The organism is Amycolatopsis kentuckyensis, assembly GCF_041679295.1.
Lineage (GTDB): Bacteria > Actinomycetota > Actinomycetes > Mycobacteriales > Pseudonocardiaceae > Amycolatopsis > Amycolatopsis kentuckyensis_A.
Genome location: NZ_JBGDMD010000024.1, coordinates 24,647 through 41,730, shown reverse-complemented (window position 1 = coordinate 41,730; position 17,084 = coordinate 24,647). Strand labels below are relative to the sequence as shown.

Sequence of the window (17,084 nt, the reverse complement as noted above, 5' to 3'; positions counted from 1 at the left end):
CCGGATTCACCGCCTTATCAGCGGCTTTATCCTCGGCAGTTGTTCCAAGCGATATTCAAAGCTTTTGGTCGAGCATGCCTCAGCCTACGGTGTTAGTCGTAGGGATTCGGCGGCCGCTCGTGGGCCGACGCTGAACATTACCCGGTCCGATCCGCGGTGTCAACCCGCTCGGCCCGGCCGGATCTTCGGGGCTTGCGGCCCCGGGGCGACCCGGTGTTCCTGGCGACGAAGAGAAGATTACATGCCCTGGAACCGGTCCCGAACAGGGGGGTCACTTAACGCCATTGCCGCAGGTCAAAGCGTGTCCGGAGCGCTACGACGGCAGGGTCGACAAGTAACCCGGCGGGACGCGGGCCGGAGCCACCCGGGAGAAGTCCGCCGCGAGCGCGAGCATCCGGGCGTCCGACCACCGGGCGCCCATGAACGAGATACCCACCGGGAGCGGTCCGGCAAACCCCGCCGGCACGGTCACGTCCGGGTAGCCCGCGACCGCGGCCGGGGTCGACGACGGGATCACGTCGTTGTCCCCCACCGCGCAGTCGGTCTTCCACGCCGGCGGGTTGGTCGGCGACGCGATCGCGTCGAGGTGGTACTTCGCCAGGGTCTCGTCGAGCGACCGCCGCGCGAGGTCCGACAGCTCGGCGCGGCCGGCCAGGTAGCCGGGGTCGGTCGGCGGCGGCGCGGCCAGTGCCTGCTCGAACAGCTCCTGGCCGGCGAAGCACGTCCGTTCCAGCGGGTCCGCGCGGTTGTAGGCGATCAGGCCGGCCAGGTTCCGCGGGCCGGCCGGGCGGGTCGCGAGGTAGGCGTCGATGTCGCGGTGGAACTCCGTGAGCAGCGCCGGGAACTCCAGCTCGAGGAGCCGGTCCTGGTACGGCGGAGTCACCTCGACGACCGTCGCACCGGCCTTGACCAGGGAATTCCGAGCGGACGTCAGGATCGCGTCGGTGGCCGGGCCGAGCACCGGCAGCCGCCACAACCCGATCCGCGCGCCGCGCAGCACACCCGGCCGAAGCAGCTTCGCGTAGTCCGTCGGCTGCGAGTTCGGGTACTGGAGCGTGGCCGGGTCCGCCGGGTCCCGCCCCTGCAGGACCGACAGCGTGAGCGCGACGTCGACGACGTTGCGGGCGATCGGCCCGGCGGTGTCCTGCTCGGCGGAGATCGGCACCACGCCGGTGCGGCTGACCAGGCCGAGGCTGGGTTTGTGGCCGACCGTCGCCGTCATGCCGGCCGGGCAGACGATCGAGCCGTCGGTCTCCGAACCGATCGCGACCTGCGCCAGCGACGCGGCGACGCCGGCCGCGGAGCCGGCGGACGACCCGCACGGGTTGCGGTCCAGCACGTACGGGTTGTTCGTCTGCCCGCCGACGCCCGACCAGCCCGACGTCGGCTTCGCGGCGCGGAAGTTCGCCCATTCGGAGAGGTTCGCCTTGCCCAGGATCACCGCGCCGGCGTCACGCAACCGGGTGATCAGCGTGGCGTCCTTGGCCGGGTGGCTGCGGAGGGCGCGCGACCCGGCGGTCGTCCACTGGTCGCGCGTGTCGACGTTGTCCTTGACCAGCACCGGGATGCCGTCGAGCGGTCCGCGCAGCCGGTGCGCGTGACGGCGGGCGTCGCTTTCGGAAGCCTGTCGCAACGCCGAGGGGTTGAGCGCCAGGACCGCGTTGACCTTGCCGTTGAGCCGGTGGATCCGCTCGAGGTACGCGCTGGTCAGGCCCACCGCGGTGAGCCGGCCGGCCGTCATCCGCGCCTGCAGCGCCGGGATGTCGGCGGAGTCGAGGTCGAACTTCGGCGAGGCCACGGCGGGAGCCGCGGGGACGAGCAGGAGTACGGCGGCCAGCAGGACGAGGAGTGCCGGCCGCCGCCCCATCAGAGCACCGGGAGGAGCGTTCGGAGTTCGTACGGGGTGACCGCGCTGCGGTAGTTGTCCCACTCCACGCGCTTGTTCCGGAGGAAGAAGTCGTAGACGTGCTCGCCGAGCGCTTCCGGCAGGAGCTCGGACTTCTCCATCTCGGCCAGCGCCTCCCCCAGGTTCTGCGGCAGCTGGGCGTACCCGGCGGCGCGCCGCTCGGCGTCGCTCAGCTGCCAGATGTTGTCCTCGGCGGGTGGCGGCAGCTCGTAGCCCTTCTCGATCCCCTTGAGCCCGGCGGCCAGGATGACCGAGTACGCCAGGTACGGGTTGCACGCCGAGTCCAGCGTACGGATCTCCACCCGTCGGGAGGACGCCTTTCCGGGTGAATACATCGGGACGCGGACGAGCGCCGAGCGGTTCGCGCGGCCCCACGAGACGGTCGTCGGGGCCTCACTGCCGCTGATCAGGCGTTTGTAGGAGTTCACCCACTGGTTCGTGACCGCGGAGATCTCCTTGGCGTGGTGCAGCACGCCGGCGACGAAGGCCTTGCCGGTCTCCGACAGCTCGTGCGGGTCCTCGGCGTCGTAGAAGGCGTTGCGGTCGCCTTCGAACAGGCTGACGTGGGTGTGCATCCCCGACCCGGGCTGGTCGGTGAACGGCTTGGGCATGAACGTCGCGCGCACGCCCTGGGTCAGCGCGACCTCCTTGACGACGTAGCGGAACGTCATCACGTTGTCGGCCATCGTCAGCGCATCGGCGTAGCGGAGGTCGATCTCCTGCTGGCCCGGTGCCCCTTCGTGGTGGCTGAACTCGACCGAGATGCCCATCGCCTCGAGGGTCTCGATGGCGTGGCGGCGGAAGTGCGTCGCCGTGGCGTGGCTGGCCTGGTCGAAGTAGCCGCCGTTGTCCGCGGGCTCCGGCTCGCTGCCGTCGTCGGGCATGGTCGAGAGCAGGAAGAACTCGATCTCGGGGTGGACGTAGCAGGTGAAGCCGGCTTCGGCCGCCTTCGAGAGCTGGCGGCGCAGGACGTGCCGCGGGTCGGCCCAGGAGGGCGAGCCGTCGGGCATCGCGATGTCGCAGAACATGCGCGCCGAGTACGGGCCGCCCTCCGGGGTTTCCCACGGCAGGACCTGGAACGTGGACGGGTCGGGCTTGGCGACCATGTCCGATTCGTAGACGCGGGCGAAGCCCTCGATGGCCGAGCCGTCGAAGCCGATCCCGTCGTTGAACGCGCCTTCGAGCTCGGCCGGCGCGACCGCGACGGACTTGAGGAACCCCAGCACATCGGTGAACCAGAGTCGGACGAAACGGATGTCGCGCTCCTCGAGCGTGCGGAGCACGAATTCCTGCTGGCGATCCATGGCCGCACCCTAACGACAGCGTGTTAACGGGATGTTTCACGACGCGCCGGGGTTGACCAAGTCACGTCGCGAGCACCGGAACGGGCTTCTTCGCCCGCGAGATGGCCAGTGACGCCACCGACGCGAGCACCGCCAGGACCGCCGCCGCGTACCAGGCCACGTTGTACGTCCCGAGCTGGTCGCGGACCAGGCCGGCCGCTGACGCCGCGAACGCCGCGCCCAGCTGGTGGCTGGCGAAGACCCAGCCGAACACGATCGGGCCCGCGTCGCCGAACGCTCGGACGCAGAGCGCGACCGTCGGGGGGACCGTGGCCACCCAGTCGAGGCCGTAGAACAGGATGAACGCCCACATGCTCGGCTGGACCGAGTCCGTGAACAGCTGCGGCAGCAGCGCCAGCGAAAGGCCGCGAAGCGCGTAGTAGACGCCCAGCAGGATCCTGGGGTCGACGCGGTCGGTGAGCCAGCCCGAGAAGATCGTCCCGACTACGTCGAAGACGCCGACCAGGGCGAGCAGGCCCGCCGCCGTCGTCTGGGGCATGCCGTGGTCGTGTGCGGCCGGGACGAAGTGGGTGCCGACCAGGCCGTTCGTCGTCGCGCCGCAGATCGCGAAGCCGACCGCCAGCAGCCAGAACGTTCGCGTGCGGGCGGCCTGGCCCAGCACCGAAAGCGCGCGGCGGGCCGAGCCGGTCTTCGACGCCGGGCGCGCGACCTCGGCGTCGGCGGGCGCGCCGTACGCCGTCGTGCCGATGTCGGCCGGGTGGTCGCGGATGACCAGCAGGACCACCGGGACGACCGCCAGCGCGGCGATCGCGATCACCAGCGACGCCGTGCGCCAGCCCGAGCTCACCGCGAGGTTCGCGATGACCGGCAGGAAGATCAGCTGGCCGGTCGCGCCCGCCGCGGTCAGCACGCCGGTGACGACACCGCGGCTGCGGACGAACCACCGGGTCGCCACCGTCGCGGCGAAGCTCATCGCCATCGAGCCCGTGCCCGCGCCGATGAACACGCCCCAGAACAGGATCAGCTGCCAGCTCGCGCTCATGAAGACCGTGCCTGCCGCGCCGACGGCGATGACGAACAACGCCGTCGCCGAGACGCGGCGGATGCCGAACCGCTCCATCAGCGCCGCCGCGAAGGGCGCGAAGAGGCCGTAGAGGACGAGGTTGACCGAGACGGCCGAGCTGATCGTGGCCGTGGACCAGCCGAACTCCTCGTGCAGCGGGTCGATGAGGACGCCGGGGGCGGAACGGAAGCCGGCGGAGGCGAGCAGCGCGACGAAGGCGGCACCGGCGATGAGCCAGGCGCGGTGCAGCTTCGGGGCAGGGCGGGTCTCAACAGTCACCTACGCAGTTTCGCCGCGCGCGCGAGACGTCGAAAGTGGCCGGAAGGACAGCATCCGAAAGGATCGGGCCAACAGTAGGCTCGGGGGATGCGCCGCTTCGCCCTTCTCCTCGTGCTCCTGCTGACGGCCGGGTGCACCGGGTCACCGGACACGCGGGGGCCGTTCCCGGCCGGGTCCGAGCTGGTCGGCGAGGCGGCGAAGTCGTTCGCGGCGGTGCGGGGGGTGCACTTCGCGGCGGGCGTCAACGGCGTCCTGCCGGGCTTCCCGCTCCGGCTGATCGAGGGCGACGCGACCCTCGACGACCACGGGTCCGCTGACGGCACGGTCGACATCCAGGACGGGGACGGGCACACGAAGTTCGGCTTCACCGTGAAGGACGCGCACGTGCTGACCGATTCCTGGGCCGGTCCACTGCCCGACGCCTACACCGTGAGCGCGTTCCTGGGCCCGCACGGCGGGCTGAAGCGGCTGCTCGACGGGGTGACCGACGCGAAGACCGAGGGACGCGAGAACGTCGACGGCGCGGCCGCGCTGCGCGTCGGCGGCCGGGTGCCGGCCGCCGTCGCCCACAGCGTGCTCGCGCAGATCGACGCCGACCTGAACGTCAAGGTGTGGGTGTCCGACTCCCTGCCCCGGCGGTTCGTCCGGCTGTGGGTGCAGATCCCACCCCCGGACGAGCACCTCAGCCCCGTGATGATCGAGCTGTCGCTGACCCGCCAGCAGGCGTAGTCACGGCCCCGGGCAGCTCTTGCCGTCCGGCGGGGTCGTTCCGTCGATGAGGTACGCGGTGCCCGCGCGGTCGACGCAGCCGTTGCCCTGCAGGAACACCGTGTGCTGGACGCCTTCGTAGGTGAGCAGGACGCCGCCGAGGTCCTTCGCCAGGTCGACGCCCTGCCGGTGGGGTGTCGCCGGGTCGTGCGTGGTCGAGACGACCAGTGGCTTCCGCAATCCCGAAGGACGCGGCGCGTGCTCGGCGGACGTCGGCGGGACCGGCCAGGTCGAGCAGATGTCCAGCTCGCTCGTGTCGGGCGTGCCGCCGGTCAGGAAGGGCGCGCCGGCCAGCATCTTTTCGTGGGCTCGGTCGATGGTGCCCCGGTCGGTGACGCGGGTGTGGTCGACGCAGCGGACGGCGAAGTACGCGTCGATCGCGCCGCTGTAGTGGCCGTCGCGGTCGCGTTGGTAGTAGTCGTCGGCGAAGGCCAGCAGCGTCCGGCCGTTCCCGGCGGCGAGCTGGGCGAGGGCGGCGTTCAGTGCGGTCCAGTCACCGCGCGAGTACAAGCCGCCGAAGGTGCCGGTGACGGCGTCTTCGAAGGAGAGGTGGCGGTCGCCGGCCGGGGCGGGCTTCGCGATCAGCGGGCGCGCGAGCTTCTGCAACGCCTCGGTCGTGCGGGCCGGGTCGCGGCCGAGGGCGCAGTCGCGGCGGGCCGTGCACCACCTGCCGAACTCGGTCAGCGCGTCCTGGAAGCCCGCGGCCTGCGTGACCAGGGAGTCCACCAGGCCCTGAGCCGGGTCGACCGCGCCGTCGAGCAGCAGCGCGCGGACGTTGCGCGGGTACGCCTCGGCGTAGGCCGCGCCGATCTGCGTCCCGTACGAATAGCCGAGGTAGGTCAGTTTCTCGTCGCCGAGCGCGGTGCGAAGGACGTCGAGGTCGCGTACGACGTCTCGCGTGCCTACGTTCGCGAGGAACTCCTTCCCGTACTTCGTCCCTTCGGCGCACTTCGCGCCGTACGCGGTCGTCTCGGCGAGCTGTTTCTTCACACCTTCGGGCGACAAATCGCTCTCGACGTCGGACGCGCGGTCCGCGTCGACCTCGGCGTCCGTGCGGCAGGTGAGCCGCGGCTCGCTGGTGCCGACGCCGCGCGGGTCGAAACCGACCAGGTCGAAGCGCTCGAGCAGCGGCGCCGCAGCGGGGGTCTTGGCCAGCGCCGCGGCTGCCGAAGTGCCCTGGCCGCCGGGTCCGCCGGGGTTCACGACCAGGGAGCCGATCCGCTGCTTCGTGGCCTTGTGCCGCAGCAGGCCGACGGTGATCGCGGTCCCGTCCGGGGCCGCGTAGTCCAGCGGCACGCTCAGGTGCGCGCAGTCCAGCCCGGCGCCGCACGGCGTCCACGCGAGCTTCTGCGTGGTGAACTTCCCCAGGTCAGGCGCGGGCGGGGCGGCCGGCGGCGCGCTCGTGCACGCCGCCAGCAGCACCGCCAACGCGGCCAGGCCTACTGCGCGGTGCACCGGGTCCCGTCCGGCGGCACCGTGCCGTCGACGAGGTAGTCCGCGCCCGCCTCGTCGACGCACTTCACGCCCTGAAGGAACACCGTGTGCTGGGTGCCCTCGAAGGTCAGCAGCGCGCCCTTCAGGCCCTTCGCGAGGTTGACGCCGGCCTGGTACGGCGTCGCCGGGTCGTTGGTCGTCGAGATGACCAGCGTCTTCGCCAGGCCTTCGACGTTCGGCACGTGCGGTTCGGACGTGTTGGGCACCGGCCAGAACGCGCACGCGTCACGGGCCGCCGAAGCCGGGCGGCCGTCGTCGAGGAACGGCGCCACCTTCACGTACTCCTCCTGCGCCTTGAGGATGACGGCCGGGTCGGTGACGCGCGGGTCGTCGACGCAACGGATCGCGGTGAAGGCGTCCTGGGTGGTGCCGTACTTGCCGGTGGAGTCGCGCTCGTTGTAGATGTCCGCGAGCTTCTCCAGCGTCGCGCCGCGCTGCCGGCGCAGCTCGTTGAGGCCCGAGTTCAGCGTGTCCCAGAGGGTCTCCTGGTAGAGCGCCTGGATGACACCCGTCGTCGCGTCCTCGTAGGAGAGCTTGCGGCCGTCGCCGACCGGCACCGGGAACTCGATCAGCGGCCGGACGAGGTCCTGGAACGCCTTGACCGCGCCGGTCGCGTCCTGGCCGAGCGCGCAGTCCTGCTGGGCCGCGCACCACTTCGCGAACTCCGTGAACGCCGTCCCGAAGCCCTGGCCCTGCGCGACCAGCGACTCGACCGCGTCCTGCTCGGGGTCGACCGCGCCGTCGAGGATCATCGCGCGGACGTTCTTCGGGAACGCCTCGGCGTAGGCCGACCCGATCCGGGTGCCGTAGGAGTAGCCCAGATAGGTGAGCTTTTCGTCGCCGAGGACCGAGCGCAGGACGTCGAGGTCCTTCACGACGTCCCGGGTGCCGACGTTGGCCAGCATGCCGGTGCCGTCGTCGGTGCGCTGGGCGCACTTCGCGGCGAAGTCCTTCTCCTGCGCTTCCTGCTTGAGGACGCCGGCCGGCGAGCCGTCGGTCTCGCTGTCGTCGGCGCGGTCGGCGTCGCGCTCCTGGTCGGTCAGGCAGTGGATGGCCGGCTGGCTCGCCCCGATCCCCCGCGGGTCGAAGCCGACCAGGTCGAAGCGCTTGGCCAGGCCGGTGCTCGTGGCCGGCTTGACCAGCCCGGCCGCCGCGACCATGCCCGACGCGCCCGGGCCGCCGGGGTTGACCACCAGCGAGCCGATCCGGTCGCCGGTCGCCTTGTGGCGGAGCAGGCCCAGCGTGATCGTGTCCCCCGCCGGCTTCGCGTAGTCCAGCGGCACGGTCAGCCGCGCGCACTGGACGTCCTTCGCCTGGAACGCCGACCGCGAGTCTTCCGACGTCGCGTAAGGTGCGCAGTCGGCCCAGCTCAGGCTCTGGCCGTAGAACCGCTCCAGCCCGGCGGGCACCGGCCCGGACGGGGGGTGCGACTCGGTCGTCGGCGCCGGTGGCGCCGGCTTGCCGGTGGACGTGCAGGCGGCCAGCGAGGCCGCGATCAGCACGGATGTCGCAATTGCGGTGATCCGGCGGCGTCGGATACGTCCGGACCTGGCGCTGGGATGAGGGAACACGGTTGGATCGTCCCATCCGGCCGCGGAACTCGAACGCACCACCGCCACGTTGGGTGGGGCAGGCCGGTCGAGCGAAGAGAGAACGGGAGACCAGGGGTGGCAGCACTGATCAGCCGGGTGGGCAAGAAGCTCCGCCGGATCATCCAGCGGCCGGGCAGCGTCGAGCTGACCCGCTACGAAGCACTGCTGCCCGCGGTCGAGAAGCTCGAACCCGAGCTCGAGAAGCTCTCCGACGCGGAGCTGACCGAGCGGGCGGGCGAGCTCCGCGAGAAGCTGAAGGACACCGCCTTCGGCGACGACCAGCTGGTCGAGGTGTGCGCGCTGGGCCGCGAGGCCGCCCGCCGCGCGCTGGGCGAGCGCGCGTTCGACGTCCAGGTGCTGGGCACGATGGGCCTGCTCACCAAGCACGTCGTCCAGATGGAGACCGGCGAGGGCAAGACGCTCGCCGGCGCGCTGGCCGCCGCCGGGTACGCGATCCGCGGAAAGCGCGTGCACGTCGTCACGGTCAACGACTACCTCGCCCGGCGCGACGCCGAATGGATGGGCCCGGTCTACGCCCTGCTCGGCGTGTCGGTCGGCTGGGTCGAGCCCGCGCACTCCCGCGAAGAGCGTCGCGAGGCGTACGCCAAGGACGTCACGTACGGCGCCGTCGCCGAGATCGGCTTCGACGTCCTGCGCGACCGGCTGGTCACGAACGTCGACGACCTCGTCCAGCCGGCCCCCGAGGTCGCGATCGTCGACGAGGCGGACTCCGTGCTGGTCGACGAGGCCCGCGTCCCGCTGGTGATGGCCGGCTCGATCGACCACACCGACGCCGACGAGGAGGTCGCGAAGGTCGTCCGGCGGCTGCGCCTCAACCTGCACTACGAAACCGACAGCGAGGGCCGCAACGCCTGGCTGACCGACGCCGGCGCGTCCGTCGTCGCGAAGTCGCTCGGCCTGGAGGTCGACGACCTCTACGGCGAGACGGCGTCCGACCGGCTCCCCGCCGTGAACGTCGCCCTGCACGCCCACGCCCTGCTCACCCGCGACGTCGACTACCTGGTCCGCGACGGCAAGGTCCAGCTCATCAACGCCGCCCGCGGCCGCGTCGCCGAGCTGCAGCGCTGGCCGGACGGCCTCCAGGCCGCCGTCGAAGCGAAGGAGCAGGTCACCGCGACCGACCGCGGCGAGATCCTGGACTCGATCACCGTGCAGGCGCTGCTCGCGCGCTACCCCGAGGTCGCCGGCATGACCGGTACCGCGGTCGCCGTCGCCGAGCAGCTGCGCGAGTTCTACGAGCTCGAGGTCGCGGTCATCCCGCCGAACACCCCGAACATCCGCGAGGACCTCGAGGACCGCGTCTTCGCGTCGCCGTCGCAGAAGCTGCGGGCGATCGAGGAGGAGATCCGCACGGTCCACGAGACCGGGCGGCCGATCCTCGTCGGCACCCAGGACGTCGCCGAGTCCGAAGAGCTGGCCGAGAAGCTCGCGAAGGTCGACCTCGAGTGCGTCGTGCTCAACGCGCGCAACGACGCCGAAGAGGCCGCGATCATCGCCGAGGCCGGCAAGAAGGGCGCGGTCACCGTGTCCACGCAGATGGCCGGCCGCGGTACCGACATCCGGCTGGGCGGCACCGACGGCGCCACCCGCGACGAGGTCGTCGAGCTGGGCGGGCTGCACGTCATCGGCACCGCGCGGTACCCGTCGAGCCGCCTCGACGGCCAGTTGCGCGGCCGCTCCGGCCGGCAGGGCGACCCGGGCAGCGCGATCTTCTTCGCGAGCCTGAACGACGAGCTCGTGCTGTCGAACGCGCCGGACGTGCCCGAGGGCATCGTCGACGACGAGGAGACCGGCGAGATCACCGACCCGGCGGCGCTGCGGCAGCTCAACCACGCCCAGCGCGTCGCCGAGGGCGTCGACCTGGAGATCCACCGCAACACGTGGCGCTACACGCGGCTGATCGAGCGGCAGCGGCGTGACCTGCTGGTGCACCGCGACAAGGTCCTTCGCACCGCGTACGCGGCGGAGCAGCTGGAGAAGGCGCACCCGGAGAAGTTCGCCGAGCTGAAGGAGAAGCTCGACGACCAGGACAAGCTGGAGCAGATGTGCCGCGAGGTGCTGCTGTTCCACGTCGACCAGCTGTGGTCGGACCACCTGGCCTACCTGACCGACGTCCGCGAGAGCATCCACCTGCGGGCGCTCGCCCGCGAGACGCCGCTGGACGAGTTCCACCGCGCGGCGATCCCCGAGTTCCACAAGATCATCGCCGAGGCGGACTCCCGGGCGGCGAAGACGCTCGAAGAGGCCGAGCTGACCGACGAGGGCATCGACCTCGGCGAGGCGGGCGTCCGGCGGGCCAACACGACGTGGACCTACCTGGTGCACGACAACCCGTTCGACTCCGACTTCGAGCAGACCATCAAGAAGGTCCGGAGCATGATCAAGCGGAAGTAGCGAGCTTCGGCGGAAACCCCCGTCCGGTTAGTCCGGGCGGGGGTTTTCTCGTTCGCCCCGGCCGGAAGAATCGGGGCATGCGCAAGATCCCCACGCTGTTTCGGCGTGACCCCGAAGACCTTCGGCGCGTCACGCGCGAAGTGCACCCCGACTGCCAGTGGGTGCTCGACGGCCAAGGCGTGGCCACCCGCAAGTACGACGGCACCTGCGTCCGGCTCGACGAGTCCGGCACCTGGTGGGCGCGGCGCGAGGTGAAGGCGGGCAAGGACGCGCCGGACGGGTTCGAAGCCGTACAGACCGACCCGGAGACGGGCAAGACGGTCGGCTGGGAGCCGGTCGGGCAGTCGTCGTTCGCAGCGTTCTTCGACGAAGCCCTCGACGGGCTTTTCGGTGCGGCGCCCGGCACCTACGAACTGTGCGGGCCGAAGGTCAACGGCGATCCCGAGCAGCTCGGCGTGCACCGGCTGGTCCCGCACGCGACCGCGCAGGAGTTCGCCGGCGTCCCGCGCGACTTCGACGGGCTGATGGCGTGGCTGCTCGCGCACCCGGAGTTCGAGGGCATCGTCTGGCACCACCGGGACGGGCGGATGGCGAAGCTCAAGCACCGGGACGCGGTGGCGTCGACCTAGCGTGGCATTTCGCCCACATTCGCTCGGCCTCCCGGGTGACGGTGGGACAGAATGGCGGCATGCCGCAACTGCGCATCGCGCTCGCCCAGGTCAACCCCACCGTCGGCGACCTCGACGGCAACGCCGACCTGCACGTCTCCTGGACCCGCCGGGCCGCCGAGGCCGGCGCCCACGTGGTCGTCTTCCCCGAGATGTCGCTGACCGGCTACCCCGTCGAGGACCTTTCGCTGCGCAAGACCTTCGCCGCCGCCTCGCAGCAGGGCCTCGAGTCGCTGGCGCGCCGCCTCGACGACGCCGGCTGCGGTGAGGTGCTCACCTACGTCGGCTACCTCGACCTCGACGAGGCCGGCCCGCGCGACGCGGCCGCCGCCCTCTACCGCGGCGAGGTCGTCGCGCGGCAGTTCAAGCACCACCTCCCGAACTACGGCGTCTTCGACGAGCACCGTTGGTTCAAGCCGGGCACCACGCTCGACGTCGTCCGGTTCCACGGGCTCGACATCGGCATGGTCGTCTGCGAGGACATCTGGCAGGACGGCGGGCCGATCTCGGCGCTGGGCCGCGCCGGTGTCGACCTGGTCGTCGCGCCGAACGCGTCGCCCTACGAGCGGTCCAAGGACGAGCAGCGCCTGCCGCTCATCGCGCGCCGCGCCGCCGAAGCCGGCGCGCCGCTGGTCTACACCAACCAGATCGGCGGGCAGGACGACCTCGTCTTCGACGGCGACTCGCTCGTCGTCGGTGCGGACGGCACGCTGCTGGCGCGGGCGCCGCAGTTCATCGAGCACCTGTCCGTGCTCGACATGGACCTGACCGCGGGCGGCCACGCGGGCGACGGCGAACTCGAAGGACTGCACGTCCGGCGTCGCGTCCTGAGCGAGGAACCGTTGCCCGCGTACGAGCCGACGGCCGTGCCGGTGATCAGCGAGCCGCTGTCGGACGAGGCCGAGGTGTGGCACGCGCTGGTCGTCGGGCTGCGCGACTACGTGCACAAGAACGGCTTCTCGTCGGTGACGTTCGGGTTCTCCGGCGGCATCGACTCGGCGGTCTGCGCGGCGCTGGCCGCGGACGCGCTCGGCGGCGACAACGTCTACGGCGTCTCGATGCCGTCGCAGTACTCGTCGGGCCACTCGAAGGACGACGCCGCCGACCTCGCGCGGCGGATCGGGGCGCACTACCGCGTCGAACCGGTCGAGGACATGGTCCGCGTGTACGTCGAGCAGCTTTCCCTGACGGGCCTGGCCGAGGAGAACATCCAGGCGCGGACCCGGGGCATGCTCCTGATGGCACTGTCCAACTTGGACGGTCACCTCGTGCTGGCCACCGGCAACAAGACCGAGCTGGCGGTCGGGTACTCCACGATCTACGGCGACGCGGTCGGCGCGTTCGCCCCGATCAAGGACGTCTTCAAGACGCACGTCTGGCAGCTCGCGCGCTGGCGCAACGCCGAAGCGGTGAAGAACGGCGAGACCCCGCCGATCCCGGAGAACTCGATCTCGAAGCCGCCGTCGGCCGAGCTGCGCCCGGGTCAGATGGACTCCGACTCGCTGCCGGACTACGCGCTGCTCGACGACATCCTCGACGACTACGTCGAGGGCGACCGCGGGTACGCGGACCTGGTTTCCGCGGGGTTCGACCCGGAGACCATCGACCGCGTGGTGCGGATGGTCGACAAGGCCGAGTACAAGCGGCGCCAGTACCCGCCGGGCACGAAGATCACGTTCAAGGCCTTCGGCCGCGACCGGCGGCTGCCGATCACGAACGCGTGGCGCGAGGGCAAGGCCTAGCCGCTCCTGGATTCAGCTGAGCGCGACCTGGCGGCCTTCCGGCGTGCGCAGCGCCGCCGTCAGGGTCGCCTTTTCCGTGCGGCGGACCAGGAACTCCAAGCCGAGCGCGTTGGTCGCCGTGTGGACCCAGGACGGGTCCGGGTGGGTGGCCGTCACCATCAGCAGCGGGAGCGACGGCAGGCCGCGGGTCGTCGGGTGCGGGGTCGTGCCCCAGTCGATGAGGAACGGGCGGAGCGTGCCGGGGGCGGGCGGCGGGGTCAGGCGCCAGCGCAGTGTCTCGCCGTCGGCCGTCGCGCGGGACATCTCCAACGCGTCGCCCGGGTCGAAGCCGTGGGCACGGGCCCGCGCGATCGTCGCGTCGAGGTCGGTCGTGCGGACCGCCCACGCGACCAGCGCGGGCTCGGTCAACTCGTCGATGCCGAACGGCCGGGGCACGGCCGGGTCCGGTTGCGCCGGGTCCGGGCCGATCACCTCCAGGTACATGCCCGCGCCGAGGTCGGCGAGGTGGTTGGCGGTGCCGAGGCCGGGGTGGCTGCCGCCGGGTGCCGGGGTGACCCCGGTCAGCTCGGCGACACGGGTGACGGCGTCGGCCAGGTCGGGACCGGCGTAGACGAGGTGATCGAGCACGCCGCCATCATCCCGCGCCGACCGCGCTCGCCGCATCGACCACCCCGTGGCCGTAGTACGTCGTGCCGTCCTTCGTCGGCGTGCAGGTCGCGTCGGGACACGGCAGCGGCGTCGCGGACGCGTAGAGCGCGCGCTTGATCCGCTCGGCGCCCCACCACGGGTGCTCACTCGCGATGAGGGCGGCGACGCCGCTCGCGTGCGGCGCGGCCATCGAAGTCCCGCTCGCGGAGCGGTATTCGCCGTTCGGCCACGTCGACCACACGCGCGCGCCGGGTGCCGCGACGCTGATCCGGGACGCCGAGTAGTTCGAGAAGCTCGCCTTGACCAGCTTTTCGTCCAGGGCGCCGGTGCCGACGACGCCGGGGAGCTCGTGCGGCAGCCGGGTGCACGTCGGGTCGATCCGGCGTTCCACCGGGGTGCTGTCGGCGGGGCTTTCGCGGTCGACCGAGCGCGTGTCGAGGTCGATGCCGGCGTTGCCGGCCGAGGCGACGACGAGGACGTTCCGGCGCTGGGCGTAGGCGACCGCGCGGCCGACGGCCAGTTTCGCCGCGGCCTGGTCGGGCTGGTCGTCGCAGTTGTAGCGCCACGGGATCGAGCGGTAGCTGTTGTTGGTGACAGCGAAGCCGTGTTCGGCGGCCCAGACGAACCCGCAGACCATGCTCTCGGCGGTCTCGGTGTCGTCCAGTTCGGCCAGCTTCACCGCGGCGATGCGGACGCCGGGCGCGACGCCGACGACGCCGGATCCGTTGCGGGCCGCGGCGATCGTGCCGGCGACGTGCGTGCCGTGGCCGTCCAGCGTCGGCCGCCAGGCGCCGGGGCTCCGGTCGGCCCAGCCGGACAGGCACGACACGGAGTCGCGCGCGTCGAAGGCGGGCGCGAGGTCGGGGTGGGTGTCGTCGACGCCGACGTCGAGCACGCCGACGACGGTGCGCCGGCTGCCGTCGGTGACCTCGTGCGCTTCGGGCAGGCGCAGCGCCGGGACGTCCCACGCGGTGCCCTCGGGCGGGACCAGGCCGGAGTTCGGCGAGTTCGGCCCGGTGTAGCGGAGATCCTTGCGGGGCGCGAAGAACTCCTTCGGGATCTTCGCGGTGCGCGTCGCGCCGACGGCGTCGATGCCCGGCGTTTTCCGGAGCTTCGCGGCGAAGTCGTCCTTCGCCGTGTACGCGACGACGACGCCGATCTGCGGGTACGCGGCGACGACCGTGCCACCGGCTTTCTGCACGGCCAGCGCGGCCCACCACGTGTTGTGCGCGACGACGACGTGCGGCATGACGAGGGGATCCGCCGCGGCCGGGGTGGCGAGCAGGCCGAGCAGAAGCGCTGTCACCAAGATCAGTCGCCGCACACGTCCTCCTCCGGATTCGCCCGAACCGAACATAGCGATCAATTGCCGCGGCGGTACCCCTCTTCAGTCGTAGGCTGACCGCATGACGGGCTTCACGGTGTTCGACACGGCGATCGGGGTCTGCGGGCTCGCGTGGCGCGACGACGTCGTGGTCGGCACGTCCCTGCCCGAGGGCAGTCAGGCGCGCACCCGCGCCCGGCTGCTCAAGCGCTTCCCGGACGCGGTCGAAGGAACGCCGCCGGCCGCGGTTCAGGCGGCGGTGGCCGGGATCGTGGCCCTGCTGGGCGGCGCGCGGCCGGACCTGGCGTCGATCCCGCTGGACTTCTCGGCGGTGCCGGAGTTCAACCGCCGGGCGTACGAGGTCGCGCGCGCGATCCCGCCGGGCAAGACGCTGACCTACGGCGACATCGCGCACCGGCTCGGGCGGCCCGGGTCGGCGCAGGCCGTCGGGCAGGCGATGGGGCACAACCCGTTCCCGATCATCGTGCCGTGCCACCGGGTCCTGGCCGCGGGCGGCAAGGACGGCGGCTTCTCGGCCCGCGGCGGCGTCGAAACGAAACGCCGGATGCTGGTCATCGAAGGCGCCCTGGCCGACGAGCCCACCCTGTTCTGAACGTTCTCAAGCAGGCTGCCACGGCTTGATGAACGGGGACTCCGGCCAGCCCTCGGCCGCCGCCATCAACGGCATCGCCGTACCGCCGTCGATGTGCTCGCGGATGATGTCGGCGTGGCCGGCGTGCCGGGCCGTCTCCTGGATCAGGTGCAGCAGGACCCAGCGGACCGACCACGCGTCGACGTCCTGCGGGAACCACGGGACGCCCTTCGGCACCGGGACCGCCTGCCCCAGGTCCTCGATCCCGCCGATGACCTCCACCGTCCGCGCCGCGACCTCGTCGTAGCGGGCCAGCACGCCCGCCAGGGTCTCGTCCGGGAGCAGGCGGTGCCCCGACTCGTAGTCGGCCACACCCTCCGCGAACGGCTTCTGCGGCACCTGCAGGACCGTGTCCATCCAGCCGTACTCGGTCGCCGCGACGTGCTTGATCAGCCCGCCGACCGAGAGCGAGCTCTTCGTCGACGCGGCTCTCGCCTGCTCGTCCGTCAGTCCGTGTGCCGCCAGCTTCAGCACGTACCGCTGCTGCTCCAGGAAGCTCAGCAGCCCGTCCCGCTCGTCGGCCACCGGACGCACGTTTCCCGCCATGTCGATCCACTCCTTCGTTCGTTGGGTGGATCGTGCCACCTGGCACCGACATTTCCGGGGGACCGCCGCTCAGCCGCCGCGAGGGGCGTGCCGGGGAGCGGGCTTGATGAACGCGTACGCCCCGCCGACGCCGTACAACACCGCCCGCACCACCTGCTCGACGCGGCTGACCACGCCCTCGCCCGTGTCCAGCTGCCGCGCGAGCACGAGGGCGGCCCAGGTGAGGAGCACGACCACGAGCCCGGCGACGGCGAGCGCGCGCCAGCCCGGCGGCCACCACAGGATCAGGCTGATCACGCCGACCACCAGCACGACGGTCGCCAGGGACGAGAGCGCGCCGCTGTGCTCCGGGTAGGCGGCCTGCAGCAGCGCGACCACGCCGAAGGCGCTCACCGAGATCGAGCTGAACCGCGCCGACCACTGGACCGGGCCGAGCCGGTGCAGCGGGGGCCCGGCGAGCAGGAACGCGACCCCCGAGACGGCCAGCAGCACGCGGAACACCGGCGGGCCGGTCAGCAGCGCCTCGACCGGGTCGTGCACCGGCGAGACGCCCGTCGGCACGAAGAACTCCAGGAGCCACCCCGAATACGCCAGCACGGCCAGTCCCATGAGGAGGGCCGAGGCGAATCGAGCCGTGCGCACGAGGCACACATTAAGCGACCCCGCCGGATCCGGCGGTACCA

The 17,084-nt window shown here is 71.8% G+C and carries 14 protein-coding genes; 5 read left to right on the top strand and 9 right to left on the bottom strand.

From position 1 onward, the window contains the following. Positions 1–313: 313 nt before the first annotated feature. The 3 genes from ACERZO_RS49205 to ACERZO_RS49195 all read right to left on the bottom strand — a co-directional run bounded on the left by ACERZO_RS49205 (position 314) and on the right by ACERZO_RS49195 (position 4,552). A complete protein-coding gene (locus ACERZO_RS49205; RefSeq protein WP_372672953.1) occupies positions 314–1,867 on the bottom strand; it encodes an amidase in 1,554 nt (517 codons plus the stop codon). Further along, on the bottom strand, positions 1,867–3,210 hold the full coding sequence (glnA, locus tag ACERZO_RS49200) for a type I glutamate--ammonia ligase (protein WP_372672952.1): 1,344 nt from the start codon (positions 3,208–3,210) through the stop codon (positions 1,867–1,869). The genes ACERZO_RS49205 and glnA overlap by 1 nt, the downstream gene beginning before the upstream one ends. Positions 3,211–3,271: 61 nt before the next feature. Continuing rightward, positions 3,272–4,552 (bottom strand): MFS transporter, encoded by a 1,281-nt coding sequence (locus ACERZO_RS49195; protein ID WP_372672951.1) that lies wholly within the window; start codon positions 4,550–4,552, stop codon positions 3,272–3,274. An 87-nt stretch (positions 4,553–4,639) separates the two neighbouring features. On the opposite strand from ACERZO_RS49195, the gene ACERZO_RS49190 reads away from it, so the two are divergent. After that, positions 4,640–5,281: an LppX_LprAFG lipoprotein gene (locus tag ACERZO_RS49190; protein ID WP_372672950.1), complete on the top strand. Its 642-nt coding sequence runs from the start codon at positions 4,640–4,642 to the stop codon at positions 5,279–5,281. Here the strand turns inward: ACERZO_RS49190 and ACERZO_RS49185 are convergent, their stop codons facing one another. Together ACERZO_RS49185 and ACERZO_RS49180 are read right to left on the bottom strand one after the other, a co-directional pair. Beyond that, a complete protein-coding gene (locus tag ACERZO_RS49185) occupies positions 5,282–6,775 on the bottom strand; it encodes an alpha/beta hydrolase (protein WP_372672949.1) in 1,494 nt (497 codons plus the stop codon). Beyond that, positions 6,760–8,316 (bottom strand): alpha/beta hydrolase, encoded by a 1,557-nt coding sequence (locus ACERZO_RS49180; protein ID WP_372672948.1) that lies wholly within the window; start codon positions 8,314–8,316, stop codon positions 6,760–6,762. Before ACERZO_RS49180 ends, ACERZO_RS49185 begins: the two co-directional genes overlap by 16 nt. A gap of 165 nt (positions 8,317–8,481) precedes the next feature. Between ACERZO_RS49180 and secA2 the strand changes: the two genes are divergently transcribed. The 3 genes from secA2 to ACERZO_RS49165 all read left to right on the top strand — a co-directional run bounded on the left by secA2 (position 8,482) and on the right by ACERZO_RS49165 (position 13,231). After that, positions 8,482–10,821: an accessory Sec system translocase SecA2 gene (secA2, locus tag ACERZO_RS49175; RefSeq protein WP_372672947.1), complete on the top strand. Its 2,340-nt coding sequence runs from the start codon at positions 8,482–8,484 to the stop codon at positions 10,819–10,821. Between the two features lie 77 nt (positions 10,822–10,898). Next, positions 10,899–11,450, top strand: coding sequence for an RNA ligase 1 family protein (locus ACERZO_RS49170; RefSeq protein WP_372672946.1), 552 nt, complete (start codon positions 10,899–10,901; stop codon positions 11,448–11,450). A 59-nt stretch (positions 11,451–11,509) separates the two neighbouring features. Beyond that, positions 11,510–13,231, top strand: coding sequence for an NAD+ synthase (locus ACERZO_RS49165; RefSeq protein WP_372672945.1), 1,722 nt, complete (start codon positions 11,510–11,512; stop codon positions 13,229–13,231). Between the two features lie 12 nt (positions 13,232–13,243). Here the strand turns inward: ACERZO_RS49165 and ACERZO_RS49160 are convergent, their stop codons facing one another. Together ACERZO_RS49160 and ACERZO_RS49155 are read right to left on the bottom strand one after the other, a co-directional pair. Continuing rightward, positions 13,244–13,858, bottom strand: coding sequence for a VOC family protein (locus ACERZO_RS49160; protein WP_372672944.1), 615 nt, complete (start codon positions 13,856–13,858; stop codon positions 13,244–13,246). 7 nt (positions 13,859–13,865) lie between these two features. Continuing rightward, entirely contained in the window at positions 13,866–15,203 is a 1,338-nt protein-coding gene (locus ACERZO_RS49155; RefSeq protein WP_372672943.1) for a S8 family peptidase, read from the bottom strand. Positions 15,204–15,285: 82 nt separating this feature from the next. Between ACERZO_RS49155 and ACERZO_RS49150 the strand changes: the two genes are divergently transcribed. After that, positions 15,286–15,816 (top strand): methylated-DNA--[protein]-cysteine S-methyltransferase, encoded by a 531-nt coding sequence (locus tag ACERZO_RS49150; RefSeq protein ID WP_372672942.1) that lies wholly within the window; start codon positions 15,286–15,288, stop codon positions 15,814–15,816. Positions 15,817–15,822: 6 nt separating this feature from the next. Here ACERZO_RS49150 and ACERZO_RS49145 read toward each other — a convergent pair whose 3' ends face one another. Together ACERZO_RS49145 and ACERZO_RS49140 are read right to left on the bottom strand one after the other, a co-directional pair. Continuing rightward, positions 15,823–16,401, bottom strand: a complete 579-nt coding sequence (locus ACERZO_RS49145; protein WP_372672941.1) for a DinB family protein — start codon at positions 16,399–16,401, stop codon at positions 15,823–15,825. Positions 16,402–16,470: 69 nt separating this feature from the next. After that, positions 16,471–17,043 (bottom strand): hypothetical protein, encoded by a 573-nt coding sequence (locus ACERZO_RS49140; RefSeq protein WP_372672940.1) that lies wholly within the window; start codon positions 17,041–17,043, stop codon positions 16,471–16,473. Positions 17,044–17,084 lie beyond the last annotated feature (41 nt).

Excerpts from the sequence above, each read along its gene's own strand:
- ACERZO_RS49165 (WP_372672945.1), top strand. The coding sequence starts at position 11,510 with ATGCCGCAACTGCGCATCGCGCTCGCCCAGGTCAACCCCACCGTCGGC.
- ACERZO_RS49170 (WP_372672946.1), top strand. The coding sequence starts at position 10,899 with ATGCGCAAGATCCCCACGCTGTTTCGGCGTGACCCCGAAGACCTTCGG.
- ACERZO_RS49190 (WP_372672950.1), top strand. The coding sequence starts at position 4,640 with ATGCGCCGCTTCGCCCTTCTCCTCGTGCTCCTGCTGACGGCCGGGTGC.
- ACERZO_RS49145 (WP_372672941.1), bottom strand. The coding sequence starts at position 16,401 with ATGGCGGGAAACGTGCGTCCGGTGGCCGACGAGCGGGACGGGCTGCTG.
- ACERZO_RS49205 (WP_372672953.1), bottom strand. The coding sequence starts at position 1,867 with ATGGGGCGGCGGCCGGCACTCCTCGTCCTGCTGGCCGCCGTACTCCTG.
- glnA (WP_372672952.1), bottom strand. The coding sequence starts at position 3,210 with ATGGATCGCCAGCAGGAATTCGTGCTCCGCACGCTCGAGGAGCGCGAC.
- ACERZO_RS49150 (WP_372672942.1), top strand. The coding sequence starts at position 15,286 with ATGACGGGCTTCACGGTGTTCGACACGGCGATCGGGGTCTGCGGGCTC.